The 18,389-nt window shown below is 54.2% G+C and carries 17 protein-coding genes and 1 pseudogene; 11 read left to right on the forward strand and 7 right to left on the reverse strand.

Annotated elements, in window-relative coordinates; genetic code table 11:
* Positions 1-20 precede the first annotated feature (20 nt).
* Positions 21-1,277, reverse strand: coding sequence for a glutamyl-tRNA reductase (hemA, locus tag ABEH87_RS05240; protein WP_346574504.1), 1,257 nt, complete (start codon positions 1,275-1,277; stop codon positions 21-23).
* 225 nt (positions 1,278-1,502) lie between these two features.
* Between hemA and lolB the strand changes: the two genes are divergently transcribed.
* The 3 genes from lolB (at position 1,503) to prs (ending at position 4,074) form a co-directional block, all read left to right on the forward strand.
* The gene (gene lolB, locus ABEH87_RS05245; protein ID WP_346574506.1) at positions 1,503-2,129 is read left to right on the forward strand and encodes a lipoprotein insertase outer membrane protein LolB; all 627 of its coding nucleotides are present in this window, start codon (positions 1,503-1,505) and stop codon (positions 2,127-2,129) included.
* A complete protein-coding gene (gene ispE, locus ABEH87_RS05250; protein ID WP_346574508.1) occupies positions 2,126-2,989 on the forward strand; it encodes a 4-(cytidine 5'-diphospho)-2-C-methyl-D-erythritol kinase in 864 nt (287 codons plus the stop codon). Before lolB ends, ispE begins: the two co-directional genes overlap by 4 nt.
* 137 nt (positions 2,990-3,126) lie before the next feature.
* Positions 3,127-4,074, forward strand: a complete 948-nt coding sequence (gene prs / locus ABEH87_RS05255; protein ID WP_085939527.1) for a ribose-phosphate diphosphokinase — start codon at positions 3,127-3,129, stop codon at positions 4,072-4,074.
* A gap of 119 nt (positions 4,075-4,193) precedes the next feature.
* Here prs and ABEH87_RS05260 read toward each other — a convergent pair whose 3' ends face one another.
* Entirely contained in the window at positions 4,194-5,084 is an 891-nt protein-coding gene (locus ABEH87_RS05260; RefSeq protein ID WP_346574597.1) for a LysR family transcriptional regulator, read from the reverse strand.
* A gap of 110 nt (positions 5,085-5,194) precedes the next feature.
* Here ABEH87_RS05260 and ABEH87_RS05265 point away from each other — a divergent pair, with 110 nt between their 5' ends.
* Entirely contained in the window at positions 5,195-6,661 is a 1,467-nt protein-coding gene (locus ABEH87_RS05265) for an MFS transporter (RefSeq protein WP_346574511.1), read from the forward strand.
* 89 nt (positions 6,662-6,750) lie between these two features.
* Positions 6,751-7,923, forward strand: coding sequence for a GGDEF domain-containing protein (locus ABEH87_RS05270; protein WP_346574513.1), 1,173 nt, complete (start codon positions 6,751-6,753; stop codon positions 7,921-7,923).
* Positions 7,924-7,970: 47 nt separating this feature from the next.
* Here ABEH87_RS05270 and ychH read toward each other — a convergent pair whose 3' ends face one another.
* Entirely contained in the window at positions 7,971-8,255 is a 285-nt protein-coding gene (gene ychH / locus ABEH87_RS05275; RefSeq protein ID WP_346574515.1) for a stress-induced protein YchH, read from the reverse strand.
* A 273-nt stretch (positions 8,256-8,528) separates the two neighbouring features.
* Between ychH and pth the strand changes: the two genes are divergently transcribed.
* Positions 8,529-9,116, forward strand: a complete 588-nt coding sequence (gene pth, locus ABEH87_RS05280; RefSeq protein WP_346574517.1) for an aminoacyl-tRNA hydrolase — start codon at positions 8,529-8,531, stop codon at positions 9,114-9,116.
* Positions 9,117-9,163: 47 nt separating this feature from the next.
* On the opposite strand, the gene ABEH87_RS05285 is transcribed toward pth, so the two are convergent.
* Positions 9,164-9,835, reverse strand: a complete 672-nt coding sequence (locus ABEH87_RS05285) for an EAL domain-containing protein (protein ID WP_346574519.1) — start codon at positions 9,833-9,835, stop codon at positions 9,164-9,166.
* A gap of 137 nt (positions 9,836-9,972) precedes the next feature.
* On the reverse strand, positions 9,973-11,454 hold the full coding sequence (locus tag ABEH87_RS05290; RefSeq protein ID WP_346574521.1) for a SulP family inorganic anion transporter: 1,482 nt from the start codon (positions 11,452-11,454) through the stop codon (positions 9,973-9,975).
* Positions 11,455-11,806: 352 nt separating this feature from the next.
* On the opposite strand from ABEH87_RS05290, the gene ychF reads away from it, so the two are divergent.
* Both ychF and ABEH87_RS05300 read left to right on the forward strand, forming a co-directional pair.
* Positions 11,807-12,898 (forward strand): redox-regulated ATPase YchF, encoded by a 1,092-nt coding sequence (ychF, locus tag ABEH87_RS05295; protein WP_346574523.1) that lies wholly within the window; start codon positions 11,807-11,809, stop codon positions 12,896-12,898.
* 95 nt (positions 12,899-12,993) lie between these two features.
* Positions 12,994-13,710 (forward strand): annotated as a pseudogene (locus ABEH87_RS05300) (site-specific integrase); the annotation flags it as partial.
* A gap of 101 nt (positions 13,711-13,811) precedes the next feature.
* On the opposite strand, the gene ABEH87_RS05305 reads toward ABEH87_RS05300, so the two are convergent.
* Positions 13,812-14,348 (reverse strand): GNAT family N-acetyltransferase, encoded by a 537-nt coding sequence (locus ABEH87_RS05305; RefSeq protein WP_346574525.1) that lies wholly within the window; start codon positions 14,346-14,348, stop codon positions 13,812-13,814.
* Positions 14,349-14,460: 112 nt separating this feature from the next.
* On the opposite strand from ABEH87_RS05305, the gene ABEH87_RS05310 reads away from it, so the two are divergent.
* The 3 genes from ABEH87_RS05310 (at position 14,461) to ABEH87_RS05320 (ending at position 17,135) form a co-directional block, all read left to right on the forward strand.
* On the forward strand, positions 14,461-14,856 hold the full coding sequence (locus ABEH87_RS05310) for a VOC family protein (RefSeq protein ID WP_346574527.1): 396 nt from the start codon (positions 14,461-14,463) through the stop codon (positions 14,854-14,856).
* A gap of 246 nt (positions 14,857-15,102) precedes the next feature.
* Complete coding sequence (locus ABEH87_RS05315) at positions 15,103-15,993, forward strand: LysR family transcriptional regulator (protein ID WP_235135884.1); 891 nt, start codon at positions 15,103-15,105, stop codon at positions 15,991-15,993.
* Positions 15,994-16,142: 149 nt separating this feature from the next.
* Complete coding sequence (locus ABEH87_RS05320; protein ID WP_346574529.1) at positions 16,143-17,135, forward strand: zinc-dependent alcohol dehydrogenase family protein; 993 nt, start codon at positions 16,143-16,145, stop codon at positions 17,133-17,135.
* 310 nt (positions 17,136-17,445) lie between these two features.
* On the opposite strand, the gene ABEH87_RS05325 is transcribed toward ABEH87_RS05320, so the two are convergent.
* Positions 17,446-18,389: MFS transporter (locus ABEH87_RS05325; protein WP_346574531.1), on the reverse strand; the 944-nt coding region annotated here is incomplete at its 5' end.

Raw genomic sequence — 18,389 nt, forward strand, 5'->3', positions numbered from 1 at the left:
GTAAAAAAGAGGCTTGAACGCTATTCCAGCCCGAGGCTGTCGCGTAAAATTTGCAGACGTTCGCCATCGCCATCGCGCGCGGCCTGCTGAAGAGATTTGGTTGGGGCGTGGATCAGACGGTTGGTGAGCTTATGGGCCAGGTCGCGCAGCACCTCTTCGGCGTTGCCCCCCTGTTGCAGAGCCGCAATGGCCCGTGCTTCCAGTTCAGCCCGCACCTGTTCCGCCTGTGAGCGGTAATCGCGGATAGTTTCAACGGCGCTCTGCGCCCGCAGCCAGGACATAAATTCGCTGCTTTCCTGCACCACGATGGTTTCAGCCTGCACGGCTGCGGCCTGGCGCTGGGCCATATTGCTTTCAATAATCGCCTGCAGGTCATCAACGCTGTAGAGGTAGGCGTTCGGCAATTTGCCCACTTCCGGCTCCACGTCACGCGGTACGGCAATATCCACCAGCAGCATCGGCTGGTTACGGCGCTGCTTGAGCGCACGTTCCACCATCCCTTTACCGATAATCGGCAGCGGGCTGGCGGTAGAACTGATAATAATGTCGGCTTCGGCCAGACGCGAATCAATCTCCGGCAGGCTGATCACTTCCGCCCCGACTTCATCCGCCAGCGCCTGCGCACGTTCACGGGTGCGGTTGGCAATCATCAGCTTTTTCACCTTGTGCTGATGCAGATGTCGCGCGGCCAGTTCAATGGTTTCCCCTGCCCCGACCAGCAGCACGTTAACCGTGGAGAGTGATTCGAAAATCTGACGCGCCAGCGTACAGGCGGCAAACGCGACCGATACTGCACTGGCACCAATTTCCGTTTCGGTACGCACGCGCTTGGCAACCGAGAAGGATTTCTGGAACATGCGCTCCAGCTCGCTGGAAAGCGAGTGGCCGCGCTGAGAGTCAGCAAAGGCTTTTTTCACCTGGCCGAGAATTTGCGGTTCACCCAGTACCAGCGAATCCAGGCCGCTGGCCACGCGCATCAGATGACTGACGGCGTCATTATCATGGTGCCAGTAGAGGCTTTTACGAACCTCATCGACACTCAGTTTGTGGTAATCACACAGCCAGGCCACCAGTTGCTCTTGCAGGTTTTCCTGCTGCTCGACGCTCAGGTACAGCTCGGTACGGTTACAGGTAGACAGCACAACGCCGCCCTGTACCAGCGGCTGCGCCAGCAGGCTATTGAGCGCCTGTTCCAGCGTGTCAGGCGAGAACGTCACGCGTTCACGCAAAGCCACAGGTGCCGTTTTATGATTGATGCCGAGAGCCAGTAACGTCATGGTACCAGGTAGGGGATATCCCACAGTTGATAGGGTTTTGTGAGGCGCATTCTACAAGATGAGCGAGATCAATAAAAGCCATGCTTGGCCTATCCCTGTAACAAGATATACCTCTTACCGTGCAAATGAGACAATTTGCACATTGACGCCGCCGTTTTAGCTGGTTAGCGTGGGCGGTTAACAACGGCAAGCATGCCGAACTGAGTCTGAGGAGCTGACCTGATTATGTTATCGACGAATCGCCGCCTGCTGCGGCTTCTTCCCCTTGCCGCTGTGCTGCTGGCCGGATGTGTTACGAAAGAAACCACGCAAAAACCCGGCCAGAGCCCAACCTCCCCGCAGTGGCAACAACATCAGCAGGCGGTGGAAAAAATCACTCAGTATCAGACACGGGGTGCCTTTGCTTTCCTGTCAGACCAGCAAAAAGTTTACGCCCGCTTCAACTGGCAGCAGAGCGCTGCGGACCGCTACCGCCTGCTGCTGACCAACCCGCTGGGCAGCACCGAGCTGCAGCTTGACCAGCAGGGCCAGGTGGCACAGATCGTCGACAACAAAGGTAAGCGCTACGTCAGCAACGACGCCGCGCAGATGATATCTAAGCTGACCGGCATGAGTATTCCGCTGGATAATCTGCGTCAGTGGATCCTCGGCCTGCCGGGGGATGCGACCGATTTCGCCCTTGACGACCAGTATCGTCTGCGCGAAGTGAACTACAGCAAGGACGGAAAACAGTGGAAAGTGACCTATCAGGGCTACGACAGCAAGCAGACGCCGCCGCTGCCGTCAAATCTTGAACTGCGTCAGGGCGACCAGAGAATCAAACTGAAGATGGACAGCTGGACCGTAAAATGATCACAACCTGGCCTGCTCCGGCAAAGCTGAATTTATTTCTCTACATCACGGGCCGTCGCGCTGACGGCTATCACGATCTGCAAACGCTGTTTCAGTTTCTTGATTACGGCGACACGCTGACGATTGAAGCCAACAGCAGCGGCGAACTGCGTCTGCTGACGCCGGTTGACGGCGTTCCTGACCAGCAAAACCTGATTGTCCGCGCGGCGCAGCTGCTGCGTGAACAGGCGCTGGCTCACGGTGTGCTGGCGGCCAGTGCGGGTGCCACTCTCAGCGTTGAGAAGCGGCTACCGATGGGCGGCGGGCTGGGCGGCGGTTCTTCCAACGCCGCGACGGTACTGGTGGCGCTGAATCATTTGTGGAAAACCGGCTTCAGTTTTGCCCAGCTGGCAGCTTTGGGTCTGCAACTGGGCGCGGATGTTCCGGTATTTGTGCAGGGTTTTTCTGCTTTTGCCGAGGGCGTAGGTGAACGCTTAACCCCCGTTTCCCCGGCGGAAAAATGGTATCTGGTGATGCATCCCGGCGTCAGCATTGCCACACCGCGCGTTTTTAACGATCCTGAACTGACCAGAAATACGCCAAAACGTGAAATAAACGCGCTGTTAGCGACCGAATTCCGCAATGATTGTGAGGCAGTAGTAAGAAATCGTTTTCGCGAGGTTGAACAGCTTGTTTCCTGGCTGCTAGAATACGCGCCGTCGCGCCTGACTGGAACGGGTGCTTGCGTGTTTGCTGAATTCGACACCGAGTATGCCGCACGCCAGGTGCTTGAGCTGGCCCCGAAAAATCTGCAGGGGTTTGTTGCGCGAGGTGTTAATATCTCGCCGCTGCACCGCAGACTTTCAGGGCAATTGAGTTGATGTGACAGTGTCACTCTGTTCCGGATGCTGCACAGCTGCTCTAAATGACACACACCCGTATGAAACCGTCACCAGTATTCCGCCCAGTGCTGTTGACGATATTTCATTCTCTGGACGCAAAGCCTGAGGTTCCTCTCGTGCCTGATATGAAGCTTTTTGCTGGTAACGCCACCCCCGAACTAGCACAACGTATTGCCAACCGCCTTTACACCAGCCTGGGCGACGCCGCCGTCGGTCGTTTCAGTGATGGTGAAGTGAGCGTACAAATTAACGAAAATGTACGCGGTGGTGATATTTTCATCATCCAGTCCACCTGTGCCCCCACCAATGACAACCTGATGGAACTGGTTGTGATGGTTGACGCCCTGCGTCGTGCTTCAGCCGGTCGTATTACTGCGGTTATCCCTTACTTTGGCTATGCGCGTCAGGACCGCCGCGTGCGCTCTGCCCGTGTTCCAATCACCGCTAAAGTTGTGGCCGATTTCCTCTCCAGCGTGGGTGTTGACCGCGTTCTGACTGTGGATCTGCATGCTGAACAGATTCAGGGTTTCTTTGACGTCCCGGTTGATAACGTGTTCGGTAGCCCAATCCTGCTCGAAGATATGCTGCAGATTGGCCTGGTGAACCCGATTGTCGTTTCCCCGGACATTGGCGGTGTGGTGCGCGCACGTGCGATTGCTAAGCTGCTGAATGACACCGATATGGCGATCATTGACAAGCGTCGTCCGCGCGCCAACGTTTCCCAGGTGATGCACATCATCGGTGATGTTGCAGGCCGTGACTGCGTGCTGGTCGATGATATGATCGATACCGGTGGCACCCTGTGTAAAGCGGCGGAAGCGCTGAAAGAACGCGGAGCAAAACGCGTGTTCGCCTATGCAACTCACCCGATCTTCTCAGGCAACGCGGTCGAAAACCTGCGTAACTCAGTGATTGATGAAGTTGTGGTGTGCGACACCATTCCGCTGCCGGAAGAGATCAAGGCATTACCTAACGTACGTACCCTGACGCTGTCGGGCATGCTGGCTGAAGCGATCCGTCGTATCAGTAACGAAGAATCTATTTCTGCGATGTTTGAGCATTAATCACGGTACGACCTGACGGTCCTGGGATTACCATTTACGCCCAGGGGCCGACCCTTTGTTGTGGTCGGCCCGCCAGGTCAATCCGTATAAAAGGGGACAGGTTAACGCCTGTCCCCTTTTTATTGACTCAACGCAATATGCTCTGCCAGGTAATCAATCAGCACCCGCAGCTTGGGGAGCAGGTGGCGGTTTCCCGGCCACAGCAGCGAAAACTGCCCTCCTGCCCCGATACAGTCGTCCAGCACGCTGCACAACTCGCCGCTTTGCAGGGCATCCGCAACCGCAAAGTCCGGTACGTAAATCAGCCCCAGTCCACGCCGGGCGGCAGAAATCTGCGCTTCGAGGTTATTGAAGACCAGTTTTCCTGACGGCGTCTGCGGGACCTCTTTGCCGCCGTCAAACTGCCAGGGCTGGATCTGTCCATTGCCGGAGAAACGATACAGCAGGCAGGTGTGCTGCGCGAGATCGGCGGGAACACGCGGCATGCCGTGCTGGCGCAAATAGCTGACGGACCCGACGACACGAAAGCGAAAACCACCCATCCTGCGCGCCTTCAGCCGGGAATCAGCAAATTCCCCGCTGCGCAGCACCGCGTCATAACCCTCTCCGATCACATCAACCATCCGGTCATTAAAATCGAGATCCAGCTCAATTTCGGGATACTGCCGGGTAAAACCGGGCAGCAGCGGCAGCAGCAGATGATAGCCGATCGCCGGGAAGCTCAGCCGCAGCCGGCCACGGGGCGCGGCCATCAGCTTCGACAGCTCCTGTTCCGCCTCTTCCAGCTCGGCGACAATGCGCTGGCTGCGCTCAAAGAACAGCTGCCCTTCTTCGGTCAGACTCAGGCTGCGCGTGCTGCGGTTAAACAGGCTGACGCCAAGGCTCCCCTCCAGTCGGGCGATACTTTTCCCAATCGCCGACGGCGAAACGCCCAGCCGGTCGGCGGCCGCCACAAAACTGCCCAGTTGGGCGGCTTTCACAAAGGCATTCAGACCACTCAGACTCTCCACGCTGCTCATTAGCGACTTTTTGTCCTTTATCTGCGGCCATCTGGCCTGTTTATCGACGGATCATGCCAATTTATCCTGCTTACCCGTCTGAATAAAGAGGAGTATGTACGATGAGTTTCCTGACGCTGTCGTCAAAACGTGGCCGCATGAGTCTGCTGGCGGTATGCAGCGCCGCGCTGATGCTGCCCCTGAGCTTTTCGGCCGGGGTGATTGCCACGCCGGCCATTGCCCTGCAGCCGGGGGCATCGCCTCTGGCACTCAGCTGGATCACCAATGCCTTCCTGCTCAGCTTTGGCAGCCTGCTGATGGCGGCGGGGACCCTGGCCGACCGCTACGGCCGCAAGCGAGTGTTTATCAGCGGCGTCAGCCTCTTTACGCTGCTGTCGCTGATGAGCGGCTGGGTTCCGTCCGTGATCTGGCTGGACGGGTTGCGGGCACTGCAGGGGGCTGCCGCGGCTGCGGCACTGGCCGGAGGCGGTGCTGCGCTGGCCAGCGCGTTTGACGGTGAGTCACGGGCACGGGCCTTCAGCCTGTTGGGCACCAGCTTTGGTACTGGCCTGGCCGCCGGGCCGGTCATTGCCGGCGGACTGATGGCGCTGGCAGGCTGGCACAGCGTCTTCCTCTGCTGCGCCCTGTTTGGGGTGCTGGCTCTGGTCACCGGCCTGCGTGCTCTGCCGGAGTCACGCGATCCCGATGCCGCTGCGCCGGACTGGCCCGGTATCCTCATCTTCAGCACGATGCTGACGCTGTTCACCTGGGGGATGTTGCAGCTGGCTGACGGCAGCAGCGGTTGGCTGGCCCCTGGCTTACTGTTCACCTCCCTGGCCGCTGGCCTGCTGTTTATCCATACTGAACGGCGCAGCGCCAGGCCCATGCTCGATCTCAGCCTGTTTCGCTATGGCCGTTTTGTCGGGGTTCAGCTGCTGCCGGTGGCCACCTGCTACTGTTTTGTTGTCCTGCTGGTGCTGCTGCCGCTGCGCTTTATGGGGTATTACGGCTTTGACGCCCTGGCAACGGGCCTGCTGATGCTGCCCCTCTCCCTGCCAATGCTGGTTATGCCGTCCCTTGCCGTCACGCTGTCCCGGCGCATTCCGCCCGCTACCCTCTGCTGTGCGGGGCTGGTAATGGCCGCTGGCGGTATTGCCCTGCTGTCCCTGGTGACGCCACACAGTTCGCTGCTGCTGACCCTGCTGGCAATGCTGCTTACCGGCACCGGCAGCGGTCTTCCCTGGGGGCTGATGGATAATCTTTCGCTCAGCGTGGTCCCGCCAGAGCGCGCCGGGATGGCGACCGGTATCTTCAGTACGGTGCGGGTGGCAGGCGAAGGCGTGGCGCTGGCCAGCGTCAGTATGTTGTTCAGCCAGCTGCTTGTGCATCAGCTGGCCGCCAGCGGCGGATCGCCCGACAGCGCGCGCCTGCTGGCCAGCTACCATCTTTCCAGCGCGACGCTTCTGCCACTGGCTGAACAGGCTTTTCAGCAGCTGCTGTGGGTGCTGATGGCCCTCACCCTGCTGTGTGCTGTCGCCATCTGGCACTGCCTGCGGCCCGCGCGCCGGGAGCTTGCGGGAAATGATTAATATATTTACTGGATCGGTTCAGCGCCCCCTGTCGGAGAGTATTATTTAGTGATATTTTGCTGTGATTACTCCCCCGTGGAATTTCCCAAATGGTACTCGATGTCTACACGCTGTTTGTCTGCGAACTGTATGTACTGGGCTTCCTCAGTATCATTATGGTCTTCGCCTGGCGCGGGGCGCAGTATAACCGGGTACTGGGATTCAGCTGTCTCTCGCTGGTGTTGAGCATTGTTGCCGTCGGGCTGAGCAGCCTGCGCAGTTCAGGAATGCTGTTCCTGCCGGTAGTAGTGGGGAATGTGCTGGTGCTTTGTGCTTATGGGCTGCAGTTTAACGCCTTCCGCGCCCTGCGCGGCAAGCGCTGCGGCGGCTTCTGGTCGCTGGGAATGGTGCTGTGGAGCCTGCTGTGCCTGTTTCCGTGGTTCTATTTTTCACTGCCACACCGCATTCTCGCGAGTTCCCTGCTGTGTATTATTTACACCTCCGCGATGCTTTACGAACTGAAGCGCGCACGCGCTCTGCTGCCGGTGACGTGGTGGCCGGCGCAGCTGCTGCTGGGCATTCACCTTGGTTTTAACATCCTGCGAGCCTTACTCGACGGCGGCATTCCCAGCCCGGTGCACGGGGCCATCGGCGGCTCAACCTTCTCGGTTTATGTGATTCTGGAATCGATACTGGTCGTCATCGGCCTGAGTTTTACCATGATGGCGATGGTCAATGAGCGCACGCAGATTATCTACCGCCAGGCGTCGCTGCTCGACCCGCTCACCGGGGTATGGAACCGGCGGGCGCTGTTTGAAAAAACCAGCCAACTGACCGCAGGCTGGAGCTGCAACCAGCGCCCGCTGTCGGTGATGCTGTTTGATCTTGACCATTTTAAATCCATCAACGATCGCTATGGTCATTCTCAGGGCGATCGGGTACTGACCGATTTCTGCCAGCAGGTCATGCACCTGTTGCCGCCGGAAAGCTATTTCGCCCGCCTGGGAGGCGAGGAGTTTGCCGCGGTGGTACTGGGGTCCGAGAGTGAAAGCGTTCAGTTTGCGGAACGTGTACGTAAGGTGGTGGAGAGCTCATGTCCGGAGGAGGTCAGCTACACCGTCAGCATTGGTGTGGCGAGCTGCCGCCCCGATCGTGAGGATATCGACGACCTGATGGCGGCAGCGGATGAAGCGTTATATCAGGCGAAAGCGGCAGGAAGGAACCAGGTCAAAATATTCTGTGAGCCGACACAGGTCCCCCATAAGAGCCTGTTAATGGGGTAAGTTAGTCATAACACACCCGGATTGCAGGTGTGCCTGCCAATCAACCGTTAGCGGTGGTGCTGCTGGCCGGAACCGTGACGGCAGCGTTTTTCACCGCAGTGACGAACCCAGTAGTAACGATCGGCAATTTTCTCACGGCCGCTGATCCTGGCACCCACCAGCCACAGCAGCGCGCCAATGAAGATACTGAAGATGGCCCCATGCACCATAAACTGCGGCAGGTGGAGCTGCGGCATCTGGTTGACGACGGAATAACCTACCCCGCCGATCATCACCACCAGGCCCAGAACCATCAGGGCATTACCCATCAAGTGTGAATGTTTACGTTTCATTGCGTACCTCCAGACAGTATTAACAGGCAAACTCCTTTGCCGGGTGCTGATAGTCTAGGCAATCTTAAGCAATGCTGATGAGTGGGCGATCACATTTATCGCTAATTCTTTGACAAAACTTTACGTCTAACAGCCTGTTTTTATATAGAAATCGTATTATCACTTTGATGAATCATTGTGATTTTCATCACATTGTCTGGCAGATCTTTGAGTTCTCGCACCTGCTTGAGTAAACTAGCCTTTTCACCCCGCACGCTTCAGGAAAATCTACTCGTGAGCAGCATCAAACTGATTGTTGGCCTTGCCAATCCCGGCGCTGAATACGCCGCCACGCGCCATAATGCCGGTGCCTGGTATGTTGACTTGCTGGCTGAACGCCATAATCAGTCGTTGAAAGAAGAGAGCAAATTTTACGGTTACACGGCACGCTTAAACATCGGCGGTGAAGATGTGCGCCTGCTGGTTCCCACCACGTTTATGAACCTCAGCGGCAAAGCCGTGGCGGCGATGGCGACGTTTTATCGCATTACACCAGAAGAGATCCTGGTCGCTCATGACGAGCTGGATTTGCCACCCGGCGTGGCAAAATTCAAACAGGGCGGCGGCCACGGTGGCCACAACGGGCTAAAAGACATCATCAGTAAGCTCGGCAACAGCCTCGACTTTCATCGTCTGCGCATTGGCATTGGCCATCCCGGCGATCGCAATAAAGTGGTGGGATTTGTGCTGGGGAAACCGCAGGCGGCGGAACAAACGCTGATTGACAACGCCGTTGATGAAGCTGCGCGGTGTACCGAGGTCTGGTTGAAAGAAGATCGACTGAAGGCCATGAACCGCCTGCACAGCTACAAAGCGGGCTAGCAGGGTGATGTTCTGGCGAACCCGCTGAGGCAAATTCCGCAGCGGGTTTACTGATTCTGGCAGCGCCGGTCGTCGGCAGGTCCAAGGGTTTGCAGCGTCACTGATGGGCTGAAATAGCCCTGAACGCCCCAGATTTTGCTGTGCCGCAGTCGCTCGAGCTGTCCGTCCCCTGCTACCCCACCAACAATCACCCGGTTAGTGTATTCCCGGATATGATTGATCAGCACGGTAAAATACGGCTTATCCACGTTGTCCAGATAGAACTGACGGTCAAGTTTTACCGCTTCAAACATGTTCGACTGAAGCGCGTTCAGATTAGCATCCCCCGCCCCCAGGTCATCCAGCCATAAAATATTCAGCTGCTCAATCAGGGTCCGTAACAGAGGATTATTCATCCCGTCGTGCAGGTTAGGAAAATCTTCCGACAGCTTCAGCCGCACGAAAGGCAGCTGACTGAGGATCTGCTGAATAAACGACGATTCGGTGACCGCACGCGCCAGCTGGAAATCAATGGCGACGCTGCATAACAGCCCCTGCTGGCGGAAATAATCACCAGATTCTTCAATAATCAGCAGCTGGTTGAGAAACCGTTCGTAAGGAAGTACGGGCACCAGCCCGGCCCCATCCTGAGAGACAGGCTGCGGCCGGTAGGTCAGATCGATGGCGATCAACTCACCACTCAGGGTATGTACAGGAATACAAAAAAAATCGTTTTTCATGCCGTCGGGCCAGTTAACGGCATCCTGCCAGTGAAAAAAATCGCCGCACAGATAAACTATAGAAGTAAATTCTGCTTTCGCCGTCGTAAGACCGCGATTTTTTAGATTATCGGCAGGACCCGCGCCAGCTTTATGGTTCAGGCATCTTTGCTAGCAACTTTATAATCAGGATCGTCAAGCTCGTGGCTGCAAAACGGTCCGGCCTGCTGTAATAAGCTGATGCAGTCCTCGCTGAGATGGCGCAGACGCAGGTTTTTCCCCGCTTCAAGATAGCGCGCCGTCAGCTTGTCGATGGCTTCAACGCCGCTGGAGTCCATGACGCGGGTTCGCGCAAAATCAATCACTACGTGCTCCGGGTCCTGCTCCGGATGGAACAGCTCCTGGAAGCTGGCGGTGGAACCAAAGAACAGCGGCCCTTCCAGCTGGTAGGTCTTCTGCCCTTCATGCTCAGACTGCGCCATGACGGTAATGCGCGCGTGCTGCCAGGCGAAGACCAGCGCAGAGATAATCACGCCGCAGATCACCGCCATTGCCAGGTCGGTGAAGATCGTCACCAGGGTGACGGCCACCATGATCACCGCATCGGCTTTTGGCATACGTTTGAGGCGGCGCAGCGAGCTCCACTCAAAGGTGTTAATACATACCACAAACATAATGCCGGCCAGTGCCGCCACCGGCAGCAGGGCAATATAGTCAGACAGACTGATCACAAACAGGATCAGCAGCAGCGCGCCGACCAGATTAGAGATGCGCCCGCGTCCACCGGAGGTGAAGTTAATAATCGACTGGCCGATCATTGCGCAGCCGGCAAAGCTGCCGAAGAAGCCGCAGATGGTGTTGCCAATGCCCTGCGCCACACACTCCTGATTGCCGGACCCTTTTTTACTGCCCATTTCGTCCAGTACTGCCAGGGTTAGCAGCGACTCAATCAGCCCGACCAGCGCAATGACCACCGCATACGGCAGCACGATTTTCAGCGTTTCCCAGCTTAGTGGCGCGGTGGGCAGATGGAACTGCGGCAGTGTACCTGAGATATCCGCCAGGTCTCCGACGCGTTTGGTATCCAGCCCCAGGCCAATGGCCAGCGCGCTGACGGCGATCAGCGCTGCCAGTGAACCGGGGATCGCTTTGGTCAGTTTAGGGAACCACCAGACGATCAGCATCGCCAGTGCCACCAGCGCGTACATGACCGGGCCCTGCCCTTTTATCATCGGGAACTGCGCCAGCATGATGACAATCGCCAGGCCGTTAACAAAGCCGTAGATCGCCGGTTGCGGCACCAGCCGGATAAACTTGCCGAGGCGCAGCACACCGATCGACAGCTGGATCAGCCCGGCGAGGATAGTGGCCAGCAGAACATATTCATAACCGTGCTGGGTTATCAGGCTAATAAGCACCACGATGATCGACCCCGCCGCCCCCGAAATCATCCCCGGTTTACCGCCAAAGAAAGCCGTTACCAGGCCCAGAATAAAGGCCGTATGTAAACCGATGGTCGGTGATAACCCCGCCAGCAGAGAAAATGCGGTCGCTTCCGGGATCAGCGCGACAGACACCACGGCACCGGCCAGCACGTCATTTTTGACGTTACCTGCCCTGAAGTTGCTCAGGTTAAACATGGTATTTCCATTATTTTTAATGTGACTGTGTTTCTGCGCCACAGGTAGCGGGCACAGCTGGCTCGTCAGAGTGACGAGTGGCGGCAACAGGCGTTGCGCTGGAGGGGGATCTCAGGGTGGCGTAAGCAGCAAGCGATGCATCTGCGGGGTTCTCCGGTTTCTGTAAAGACACGTCAGTATGAGAAAATGTGAGCGCGATCTCAAGGAATAACTTCACCCCGGTTCCAGAAATCAACCGCCGCCGGGCTAAAATTACGTGTATAATGCGCGGAAACTTTTAAGACAACCGTCTGTGACACTATCAGGGCACGTAGTAGTGCGTTGATTATCAAGAAATTAAGGTGATTCAAACATGGGATTCAAATGCGGTATTGTGGGCCTGCCAAACGTCGGGAAATCCACCCTGTTCAATGCGTTAACCAAAGCGGGCATCGAAGCAGCTAACTTCCCGTTCTGTACCATTGAGCCGAATACTGGCGTGGTGCCCATGCCTGACTCACGCCTGGATCAGCTGGCGGAGATCGTTAAACCTCAGCGTATCCTGCCCACCACGATGGAATTTGTTGATATCGCGGGCCTGGTTAAAGGCGCCTCTAAAGGGGAAGGCCTGGGTAACCAGTTCCTGACCAACATTCGTGAAACCGAAGCCATCGGCCACGTGGTGCGCTGCTTCGAGAATGACAACATCATTCACGTGAACAACAAAGTCGACCCGGCTGACGACATTGATACCATCAATACCGAACTCGCCCTGTCCGACCTGGACACCTGTGAGCGTGCTTTACAGCGCGTGCAGAAGAAAGCCAAAGGCGGCGACAAAGATGCGAAAGCCGAACAGGTTGCGCTGGAGAAGTGTCTGCCACACCTGGAAAAAGCCGGGATGCTGCGTGCGCTGGATCTGAGCGATGACGATAAAGCGGCCATCCGCTACCTGAGCTTCCTGACGCTGAAACCTACCATGTATATCGCCAACGTTAACGAAGACGGTTTTGAAAATAACCCGTACCTCGATATCGTGCGCGCGATTGCCGAAAAAGAAGGTTCCGTGGTGGTACCGGTTTGTGCTGCCGTTGAGTCTGATATTGCCGAGCTGGAAGACGGCGACCGTGAAGAGTTTATGGCTGAACTGGGCATTGAAGAGCCTGGCCTGAACCGTGTGATCCGCGCCGGTTATGCTCTGCTGAACCTGCAAACTTACTTCACCGCTGGTGTGAAAGAAGTTCGCGCCTGGACCATTCCTGTTGGTGCCACTGCGCCGCAGGCAGCCGGTAAGATCCACACCGACTTCGAAAAAGGCTTTATTCGCGCTCAGACTATCGCCTTTGATGACTTCATCACCTACAAGGGTGAACAGGGTGCGAAAGAAGCCGGTAAAATGCGTTCAGAAGGGAAAGATTACATCGTTAAAGATGGCGATGTGATGAACTTCCTGTTTAACGTCTGACCCGTTATTCTGAATGATGGGGCGAAAAGCCCCTTATCAAGGCAGACTACGACGACCAAACCCACGCCACGGCGTGGGTTTTTCATTTTCACACCCTACTTCAGGCAACCGCCAAACGCGGCGCACCACCCGTTGCCATTAAGCCGGTTAACTGTTTCATCTGTTCTGAAGCTGGCAGTGGCCACTCCCCGAGCAGATAACGATCCAGCCTGGCCTGCGCGTAAGGCCCTTCCGGCCAATAAGACACAGCACAAACAGGCACGAAATCCTCAGCTAATCGGGAAGTTATTAAGCTGTTTTGACAATAGTCGTGGCTCGTACCAGGTTAACTATTGCATGTGGCTGATGTGGTGGGCATTGACGCGTCCTGCAGAAGCCACCGAGGCGGAATGGCAGAGTTCGATCTTGATAACGCCCTGTGGACCATTCCGGCAGCGCGGATGGAAGCCCGAAGAGAACACGTGATTCCCCTACCCTCACAAGCTGTCAAAATGCTCAGAACATTAAAGGGATTAACCGGGCATCGGCAGCACCTTTTTCCGGGAAGGGATAATCCGCCAGGTCCAATGACATCACACTCTCTGCGCCAGCTACTTAAAAGCCTCGGCTGGAGTGGCGCTTTATAGCCCACATGCAACCCGAACCACAGGGAGTACCCGTTTCGACCTGATGCTATTGAGGCTCAACTTGCGCACGCTGATACCAATAATGTTCGTCGCACATACAACCATGCTACTTATCTTGATGAGCGGAAAGCGATGATGCAGGAATGGGCTGATATGCTGGACAAATGGGTAGCAGGATTCGAGTAGAACTTATTGCACTCACAGCCAGAAGCGGACATCTCCGTTTTGGGCCAACACAAACGGGTGAGCAAAAGCACTGTTATGTTAAAAGGGATTGAGTAGCCCCCTCATTCTGACTTTTTGTCCCATTCGGCATGGGTCAGTGTAAACAACATGCTGGCGGGTGCATTTTTCACATCATGAATGTCCCGTATATACCTGAGTCCGGCATTCTTCAGGACTTTCTGTGATGCAATGTGGTTTGCTCTTACTACGGCAGATATCTCAGGCAGTTTTATTTCTCCGAACCCATAGCTGACCGCATAGTTAGCGAACTCTGTCGCCAGGCCTTTTCCCCATGACTCAGTGGCGAAACGATACCCCAAGTTATTGATAGAGATATCGGCATAACTGCTGATACTCAGCCCGCCAAAGCCAATGATCCTTTCGGGATTATCCTTAAGCGAGATAGCCCAGCCCCCGAAACCGTAAGTTTCCCAATGGCTGAGCCAGCGAGCCAACACATTACGTGCATGATCAATATCTGGATACGGTCCTGCGGGGTTAAATGTATTCGTAGCAGGGTCGCCATAAATTCTGAAGAGATCATCCGCATCTAATGCATTTACAGGGCGAAGATACAGTCTTGAGTGCTGTTGCGGCAAAACAACCTCCTGTTTAGAGATTTAAATGTGGCTATTTTACTGTTTTATAGACGGTATATGCTGAGTGCACAAGGGGTGTTATGGTAAGTCAGGTTAAGAAAGGGAGATGTTTATGGTATTGCAGCACATGAGGATAGCCAGACCTGTCAGCGCACTCAGCAAAAGCTGTGAAATGTATTGTAACGGGCTTGGGTTAGAAAAAATCGGCAGTTTTACTGACCACGATGGATTCAGCGGATACATGTTAGGACTGAACGGCTTATCCTGGCACCTTGAGTTTACCCAGTACCATGATCATCCGGTGATACCTTCGCCCTCAAATGAAGATCTCCTGGTTCTGTACATTCCTGAAAAAGATAGCTGGCGAATTACCTGTGAAAATATGGATGATGCTGGCTTTACCAGTGTTAAATCATTCAATCCTTACTGGGACCGCAATGGCGTTACCTTCGAGGACATAGATGGATACAGGGTTGTTATTCAAAACATGCACTGGGGAGAGCGCTGAGATTATTTTGCGGCCGAGTTGTTATGTTTAATCTGGCAGAACTACCCTGTCGTAATGACTTTGACGTCCGCAGTTCGCTAATAGCAGCCCCAGGTTGTTGCCATGGACTGCCTGGTGCCAGGAGCGGACATAGTGACAGCCTGGAAGTTCTTATCTGAACGAAAAGAATTAATGTCGTTGGGATGGTTTACTTTACAATGCCAGTTTTAAACAGCCTACAAAACAGGTGATCACGTGCATACCAACATGATTGAATACCTTAATATTTTTATACAGGTTGTTGAGCAGGGTAGCTTCACAAAAGCCGCTGATGTACTTCAGATCCATCGCCCCACCGTGAGCAAAGCTATACAGCAGATAGAGAATGATCTGGGTGTAAAACTCATTCATCGCACAACCCGAAAGCTGAGCGTTACTGCTGAAGGGGATGAGTTCTATCATCATGCCAGGCATGTTCTGGCTGAAGTTAATGACATGATGGCCAGTTTTTCACCGACTCTTCCACCGCGAGGACGCCTGCGACTTGATGTACCCCTGGCGCTGGCGCATGCCATCTTGATCCCTAATCTCAGAGATTTTCGGGCATTGTATCCAGGTATTGAAGTCGTGCTGGTTTCATCGGATAAAAAAACTGATTTGATTACGGAAGGCGTAGATTGCCTTGTCCGCCTGGGCGCGCTTCAGGATTCAAGTTTTGTTTCCAGACGTCTTGGTGACATCAGGATGGTAACCTGCGCAGCCCCGTCTTACCTGCGAGAGCACGGTCGGCCGGAAACACTTGCGGATCTGGATCAGCATCAGGCGGTTAACTTTTTTAGCGATCACAGTCGCGAGGTGATGGAATGGAAGTTTATCGAGGACGGGAGTGTCGTTTCGCTGCGCCCAGCGAGCAGTATGCTGGTTGATAATTCTGATATTCTGCTTTCCTGTGGTCTGGCCGGTCTGGGTATTATCCAGGCCACCTTTGACGCCCTTGCCCCCCATCTCTCTTCCGGAGCTCTTGAAGAGGTTCTGACGCAATACCCCTCGGTGTCGAAGCCCGTATCAGTGATGTATCCGGACAGGCGCTATCTGTCTCCAAAAGTACGGGTTTTTATCGACTGGTTCACTGACGTTATGGCCACACAGATCCGCTGAAGCAGGTGGATTGTTAATGGATAATTAATACTGAAGTTCCCTGTAGGCTATTTTTGGTGCGTTTATAACAATGTAGATTGTTCACAAATGATTCGGGCACCTCTTCGGCATTATTCTGAAGATGTACCGTTAACTGACGAGAGCTGAATATGTCTAAAGTTGTTACCTTTAACCGCACCGGTGGTCCGGAAGTGCTGGAAGTTGTTGATATAGAAGTGCCCGCGCCGGCCGCAGGCGAAGTGCAGATTCGCGTACATGCTATTGGTCTCAACCGTGCAGAAATCATGTACCGCAACGGTCAGTATGTTATTGAGCCGGAATTTCCGGCACGTCTTGGTTATGAAGCAGCAGGCGTTGTTCAGGCCGTAGGTGAGAATGTTGAAGAGTTTGCCAGTGGAGATCTGGTAAGTGTGATCCCTTCATTTATGTTTAATGAATACGGCATGTACGGCGAACTGGTCAACGCACCGGTGCACGCTGTTGTGAAGCATCCGGAAAACCTTTCCTTCGAGGAAGCCGCCGCAAGCTGGATGATGTATGTCACCGCTTATGGTGCGCTGGTTGAATATGGAAACCTTCAGGCTGGTCAGAATGTCGTGATCCGCGCAGCATCAAGCAGTGTGGGTCTGGCTGCCATACAGATAGCTAACATGCTGGGTGCAAAACCTATAGCGCTTACGCGCACCACTGAAAAAAGTGAAATGCTCCTGAAAGCCGGTGCAGCCGCCGTCATTGCTACAGCGGAGCAGGATATGGTTGCTGAAATCAATCGTGCAACAGATGGTGCGGGTGCCCATATTGTTTTTGATCCCGTCGGCGGTCCGGACGTGGCAAAACTGACTCAGGTGATGGCACCGCAGGGCATGTTCTTTCAGTATGGCGCGCTCGATAGCCGTGACATGGTTGTACCTGTATTTGATATCCTCGGTAAGCATCTCACTCTGCGTGGATATGAGCTGTTTGAAATCACGATGGACTCTGAAAAAATGGCGCGCGCAAAATCCTTCGTCACAGAAGGTTTACGAGTCGGCAAACTGAAGCCAGTCATCGATAAAACGTTCCCGCTCGACGAGATTGCAGACGCCCAGCGCTATATGGAGGCCAATGGCCAGGTAGGCAAAATAGTTGTGGTCGTAGAGTAATTCTTACCGCAATATTTTATTAATGATTTTGCTATAGCCTGGATAATATCCGGGCTTTTTTATCATCCTTAGTTTCTAACCGATAACCGTGGTACTGACATCCAACGTATTGACTTCGATATTCTCCTCTTCAAATTAATGTCTGCTCTTCGCTCACAGCGGACCTTCCGATTCGTTAGCTCATCCGTTGTGTGCCAAAAACGGAGATTTAAGAGTTCAGGGAATACTAATCCATTAGGAATTTTCCATCGTTTTATATAGTCTCAAGCAATAATTTACTTTTCAGATTTTGTAATTTTTTTGAATATTGTCATGAGGAGCTCGTAGCCTTTTGAGAATTAACCGGTGAAAAATTGTCGAGCTGTCTAATCCCAGGGACCAGGCAGGTTCCTAAAGTTGCTATGACTACTGCTATCGCTGAAACAAGAAGCACATTACTACTACCATAATGAATTGCCAGCGGCCCAGCGACCAGTTCACCTAAGGGAATGGCCACAAACGAACCTACAGCGTCATAGGCGTACACGCGAGCCAATTTTTCCTGAGGAATATGAGTTTGTAGTGAATGAGCCCAGGAGACTCCGAATAGACCGAACGTTACGCCAGCAATAAAAAAAGCTGCAATAAGCCACGTTGCAGAAGCAGGTTGACTAAGCATAAAAATTGGCACTGAGCATAGTGTTACTAGCATTACACCAATAAAAAGATCGCGTCGTGGACGCCATCTTAGGGCGAAGAACGAACCTGTCATAAGGCCAACGCTTTGCGCAGCAACCATAATTCCCCAATTAGCTCGCCCAAAAGAAGCATCAGCAATCACAGGGCCAAGTACCATCATTACGCCACTAAATGCTGCATTGATAATGGTGAATTGGATCACAATTGCCCATACCCAAGCTCGGCTTGTGAATTCTTCCCATCCTTCTTTTAAGTCCTGCAGGATATTACCTGATGGTGGGCATGCTTTGATTGATGTAATACGAATGAAGAAATAAAGCGGTGCAGAGGCTGCGAAACCTATCGCATCAATTGCCAGTCCCCAACCGGGTCCGACAGAACTGATTAGGATCCCACCAAGCGAAGTGCCGATAATCGTACCGCCATAAATACCAAGCTGAATTAATGCATTGACCCTGACCCAAAATCCTGCTCCATTCAGCAACAGAATTCCGGCATGATAAACACTCCCCTGAACGGAGGTGGTGCCGATGAAAAAGTCACGATTCACCGAAGAGCAGATTGTCTTTGCCCTCA

Source organism: Erwinia sp. Eh17-17, from assembly GCF_039675725.1.
Taxonomy (GTDB): domain Bacteria; phylum Pseudomonadota; class Gammaproteobacteria; order Enterobacterales; family Enterobacteriaceae; genus Erwinia.